The following is a 4,941-nucleotide window of genomic DNA, read 5'->3' as shown; positions in this document are numbered from 1 at the left end:
CGCCCACTCGACGTCCGCAACCGCCCACTCGACGGGTGGGGCGGGTTCATCCTCTCGACCGATGCCACCCGGGGTGTACCGCGGGAAAGATCAGGGGATGCCCCGATGGTCACGGCTATCCTGGCGAACCAGGATTGACGGCGTGACCCCCACACGGTTCGAGGAGAAGGCATCAATGAGCGTCCCCCAGGATGGTCGGACACCGAGCGCACACGCCGCGACGGCGCAGATCGCCGCGCGCGCAACGGATGTGACCAAGGTCTACGGATCCGGCGACACCACGGTGGAGGCTCTCAAAGGAGTGTCGCTGTCGTTCGCCGCGGGCGAGTTCACCGCGATCATGGGACCGTCCGGCTCCGGCAAATCGACCCTCATGCACTGCCTCGCCGGTCTCGACGACGCCACCGGCGGGACGGTGACGATCGGTGACACGGATCTCACCACGCTGAACGACAAGGACATGACACGGCTGCGTCGTGACCGGATCGGCTTCGTGTTCCAGTCCTACAACCTGGTGCCGACGCTGACCGCGCGGGAGAACATCACCCTGCCGCTCGACATCGCCGGCCGCGAGCTCGACCAGGAGTGGTTCGACACGGTCATCGGCCGACTCGGCCTGACGGAGCGTCTCGGTCACCGCCCCAGTGAACTGTCCGGCGGACAGCAGCAGCGCGTGGCGTGTGCCCGTGCGCTGGTGGGCAAGCCGCAGATCATCTTCGGCGACGAGCCGACCGGCAACCTCGACTCGCGATCCTCCGGTGAGGTCATGAGCATCCTGCGTGCCGCGGTCGACGAGTTCGGTCAGACCGTCGTCATCGTCACCCACGATCCGCGGGCGGCGAGCTGGGCGGATCGCGTCGTGTTCCTCGCCGACGGTCGCATCGTGGAGGAACTGCAGTCGCCGTCGGCCGACGACGTGTACGCCTACATGAAGAACCTGGATTCCTGATGGCGGCTCCGGCCATGCGGCGGGTGTCCCTGCGAAACCTCGCCGCGCACAAGGTCCGTCTCGTCCTCACGGTGCTCTCGGTGGTCCTCGGCACGTCGTTCGTCGCCGGCTCGATCATCTTCACCGCCACCATCTCCAGCGCCTTCGACGGCATCTTCGACAAGGTCGCGGTCGGGGTCGACACCCGGCTCAGCCCGAAGGACAGCCAATCGACCGGCATCGACGAGTCCGTCATCGCCCAATTGAACAGCCGCAAGGCGGAATTGGGTATCAACCGCATCGTGCCGCGCTACAGCGCCCCGGTCACCATCGCCAAGGCGGACGGGACCGCGTTGCAGACCGGTGGCGCACCGAGCATCGGCACGGCGTTCCTGCCGCAGGACGAGGTGCTGTCACCGACGGAGAGCAAGCTCTACCCGGGTGGCCGCGCGCCCGTGGGGGCCGGCGAGATCGTCCTGAACAAGTCGGCCGCCGACAAGGCCGGTCTCACGGTCGGGGCATCGACGAAACTCGTTGTCGCACGGGGTGGCAGCACTCCGCAGACGGTGAAGGTCGTCGGCCTGGTCGACCTTCCCGGTGACACCAGCGGCTACGTGAACGTGCAGCTGCAGGAGTCGGTGGCCAAGCAGGAGCTGTCCGACGGATCCCGCGCGGCCTACGTCGAGATGTCCGCGGTGCCCGGTGTTTCCGCACAGCAGCTGTCCGACCGGATCGCCTCGGCGCTGGGCGACGACTACAAGACGCAGACCGGCGCGCAGGTCCGACAACAGGAGAAGGACAACGTCAACCAGTTCCTCGACGTCTTCAACTACATCCTGTTGGCCTTCGCCGCGATCGGCCTCATCGTCGGCACGTTCATCATCTACAACACGTTCTCGATGATCATCGCCCAACGTGTGCGCGAGCTCGCGTTGCTACGGGCGATCGGCGCGAGCCGGCGCCAGATCACGCGGTCGGTTCTGTTGGAGGCGTTCGTCGTCGGCCTGTTCGGTGGCGCGATCGGTCTCGGTATCGGTATCGGGTTGGCCGCGATCCTCAAGGCGATCACCTCGTCCACCTCGGGGCTGCCGACCGCGTCGCTGCAGATCACCCCGACCGCGGTCATCTCGTGCATGGCCGTCGGCATCGTGGTCACGATGGTCAGCGCATACGCGCCGGCGCGCCGCGCCGCGCAGGTCTCGCCGGTCGAGGCCATGCGTGAGAGTGCCACCGACGGAGCCAGTTCGCTGCGGATGCGCACGTCGATCGGCGCGCTGCTCGGGGTCATCGGTATCGCGCTGGTCTTGGTCGGGACGTCGGGTCAGGGAGCGAAGTTCGCGGCCACCGTCGGTGGTGGTGCTCTCGTTCTCATCTTCGCCGTGGTGTTCGCCGCGCCTGCGATGTCGCGGCCGTTCGTCGGCGCGCTCGGTCGTGTCATCGGCCGTCCGTTCGGCAAGATCGGACAGTTGGCCCGTACCAACGCCGTTCGCAACCCGAGGCGCACCGCGGCGACCGCGTTCGCGCTCACCCTCGGCCTGATGCTGGTGGCCGTGGTCGGCACCTTCGGGTCGAGCCTCAAGGGTTCGATCAACGACACCATCGACAAGGACCTGTCCGCCGACCTCGTTCTCGCGACCTCGGACCAGGGGTCCCTGCCGACCTCCGTGGTCACCGCAGCGAAGAACACCGAGGGCGTCGCCTCGACGGTCTCCTTCCGGATCGTCTCCGCGAAGGTCGGCGACGAGACCGTCAGCGGTGTCGCACCGACGGGAGACCTCAGCGCGGTCACCCCGTACGAGATGCTCGACGGCGCATCGAAGTCCATCCCCAGCGACGGGATGATCGTCTCGGAGAAGACCAGCAAGGCCAAGGGCTGGAAGCGCGGCCAGGTGATCAGGTTCGTCAGTTTCGACGGCACGACCGCCGACGTCACCGTCTCCGGGGTGTTCCGCGACTCGCAGATCCTCGACCCGTTCCAGATGGGGGAGGGGGCCTACGAGAAGTTGGTGCCCGCCGGATTCCAGAGCGACCGGCTCATCCTGATCAAGACCGCCGACGGAGCGTCGGTGAACGCGGTGCGCGACAGGCTGACCCAGTCCACGAAGGACTTCCTCACCGTCCAGGTCGAGGACCGGGCCGAGTTCGCCGGACAGGCGTCGTCGCAGATCAACCAGATGCTCGCGGTGCTCTACGGCATGCTCGGTCTCGCGCTGGTGATCGCGGTGCTCGGCATCGTGAACACGTTGGCGCTGTCGGTCATCGAGCGAAAGCGCGAGATCGGGATGCTGCGGGCGATCGGAATGGCGCGCGCCCAGATCCGGCGGACCATCTACGTGGAGTCGGTGCTCATCGCGATCTTCGGCGCCGTCCTCGGGGTGATCCTGGGCAGCGGTGTGGGCATCGCCGTGGTCCGGACGTTCAAAGATCTCGGCATCACCACGGCGGTCCTGCCGTATGAGCTGATCGGCATCACGCTCGTCGGCGCCGCGGTCGTGGGCGTGCTCGCCGCGCTGTGGCCTGCGGTCCGTGCGGCACGCACCAACCCGCTCGAGGCCATCTCCGACGTCTGAGCCCCGCGCCCGATGAGCGCGGGGGCACACTGGAGGACGTGAGCACAGACGACACCGTGGAACCGTTCCGGATCGAGATCGGCCAGGCCGACCTCGATGACCTCGCCGATCGGCTGGCCCGCACCCGCTGGGCCGAGCCGGAGACGGTGGACGACCACAGCCAGGGTCTGCCCGAGGCCTATCTGCGTGATCTGGTCGCCTACTGGGCCGACGGATACGACTGGCGGCGCGTCGAGGCGAGGCTGAACGCTCTGCCGCAGTTCCGCACCGACATCGATGGCCTGGGCATCCATTTCATCCACGTGCGGTCGTCGCGCCCGGACGCGACCCCGTTGCTGCTGACCCACGGGTGGCCGGGTTCGGTGTGCGAGTTCCTCGACGTCATCGAACCGCTGACCGAGCCCGCGGGCTCGGAACCGGCATTCCACCTCGTGATCCCGTCGCTGCCGGGTTTCGGGTTCAGTGACAAACCGGCCCGCCAGGGCTGGAACATCGAGCGGATCGCCGACGCCTGGGCGACGTTGATGGCCCGCCTGGGATACGAGCGGTATGCCGCGCAGGGCGGCGACTGGGGTGCGCTCGTGACCGCCCGGATGGGTGAGCGCGACGCAGATCATCTGCTGGCCATCCATCTGAACATGCCGATGGCCCCGCCGGATCCCGACACCACCCCGACGGAGCGGGAGCAGCAGATCATCGCGGCGTCGAAGGAGCACAGCCGGTACCGGACCGGGTACTTCAAGCAGCAGTCGACCCGTCCGCAGACCGTCGGCTATGCGCTGGTGGACTCGCCGGTCGGGCAGGCGGCCTGGATCGTGGAGAAGTTCTGGGACTGGACCGATCACGACGGAGACCTCTCGACCGTTCTGACGCGCGACCAGATCCTCGACGACGTGACCATGTACTGGCTGACCGCTTCGGGTGCCTCCTCGGCGCGGCTGTACTGGGAGGCGACCCAGGCACCCACCCAGCCGGTCGTGACCGTGCCGGTGGGTATCTCGCAGTTCCCCCGCGAGCTGAACCTGACCTCGGAGCGCTGGGCCCGCAGGCGGTACCCGACGCTGGCCTACTGGAACGAGCTGGAACGTGGTGGCCACTTCGCCGCTCTGGAGCAGCCGGAGCTGTTCGTCGGCGAGGTCCGGGCGTGGGCCGCGCAGTGCCTGGCTGCGCCGCAGACGTAGGACCGCCCCCCGCCGTGCAGACTGGGTGGCGGGTACCACGGAGAGGACCGATGAGATGACCGATCGACCGCACGGCGAACCATCGCCGGGGCAGCAGCCCGACGACCCCCGATGGGCGTCGGCGCCGCGCGACGATCAGTGGACCTCGGTCGACGGCCCGCAGGGGCCCGGGTACCCATATCAGCCCGACCCCGGCCATCCCGACCCGCAGCACCCGCCGACGCGGGCGTTCGACCCGGACCAGTACCCCCCGACCCAGTAC

Annotated in this window: 3 protein-coding genes and 1 pseudogene; all 4 read left to right on the top strand. The window is 68.1% G+C overall.

The features are described 5' to 3' along the window. Window positions 1-175: 175 nt before the first annotated feature. Window positions 176-949 carry an ABC transporter ATP-binding protein gene (locus tag JHC79_RS19540; protein WP_296393954.1) on the top strand — a complete coding sequence of 258 codons (774 nt, stop codon included), beginning with the start codon at window positions 176-178 and terminating at the stop codon, window positions 947-949. After that, the gene (locus tag JHC79_RS19535) at window positions 949-3,498 is read left to right on the top strand and encodes an FtsX-like permease family protein (RefSeq protein ID WP_296393934.1); all 2,550 of its coding nucleotides are present in this window, start codon (window positions 949-951) and stop codon (window positions 3,496-3,498) included. The genes JHC79_RS19540 and JHC79_RS19535 overlap by 1 nt, the downstream gene beginning before the upstream one ends. 56 nt (window positions 3,499-3,554) lie before the next feature. Beyond that, window positions 3,555-4,679: an epoxide hydrolase family protein gene (locus JHC79_RS19530; protein WP_296393951.1), complete on the top strand. Its 1,125-nt coding sequence runs from the start codon at window positions 3,555-3,557 to the stop codon at window positions 4,677-4,679. 55 nt (window positions 4,680-4,734) lie between these two features. Then, window positions 4,735-4,941 (top strand): annotated as a pseudogene (locus JHC79_RS19525) (hypothetical protein); the annotation flags it as partial.

Origin of the sequence: Williamsia sp. (genome assembly GCF_016462415.1) — a bacterium.
Lineage (GTDB): Bacteria > Actinomycetota > Actinomycetes > Mycobacteriales > Mycobacteriaceae > Williamsia_A.
The sequence above is the reverse complement of the archived record's forward strand: the minus strand, read 5'-3'. Positions and strand labels throughout refer to the sequence as shown.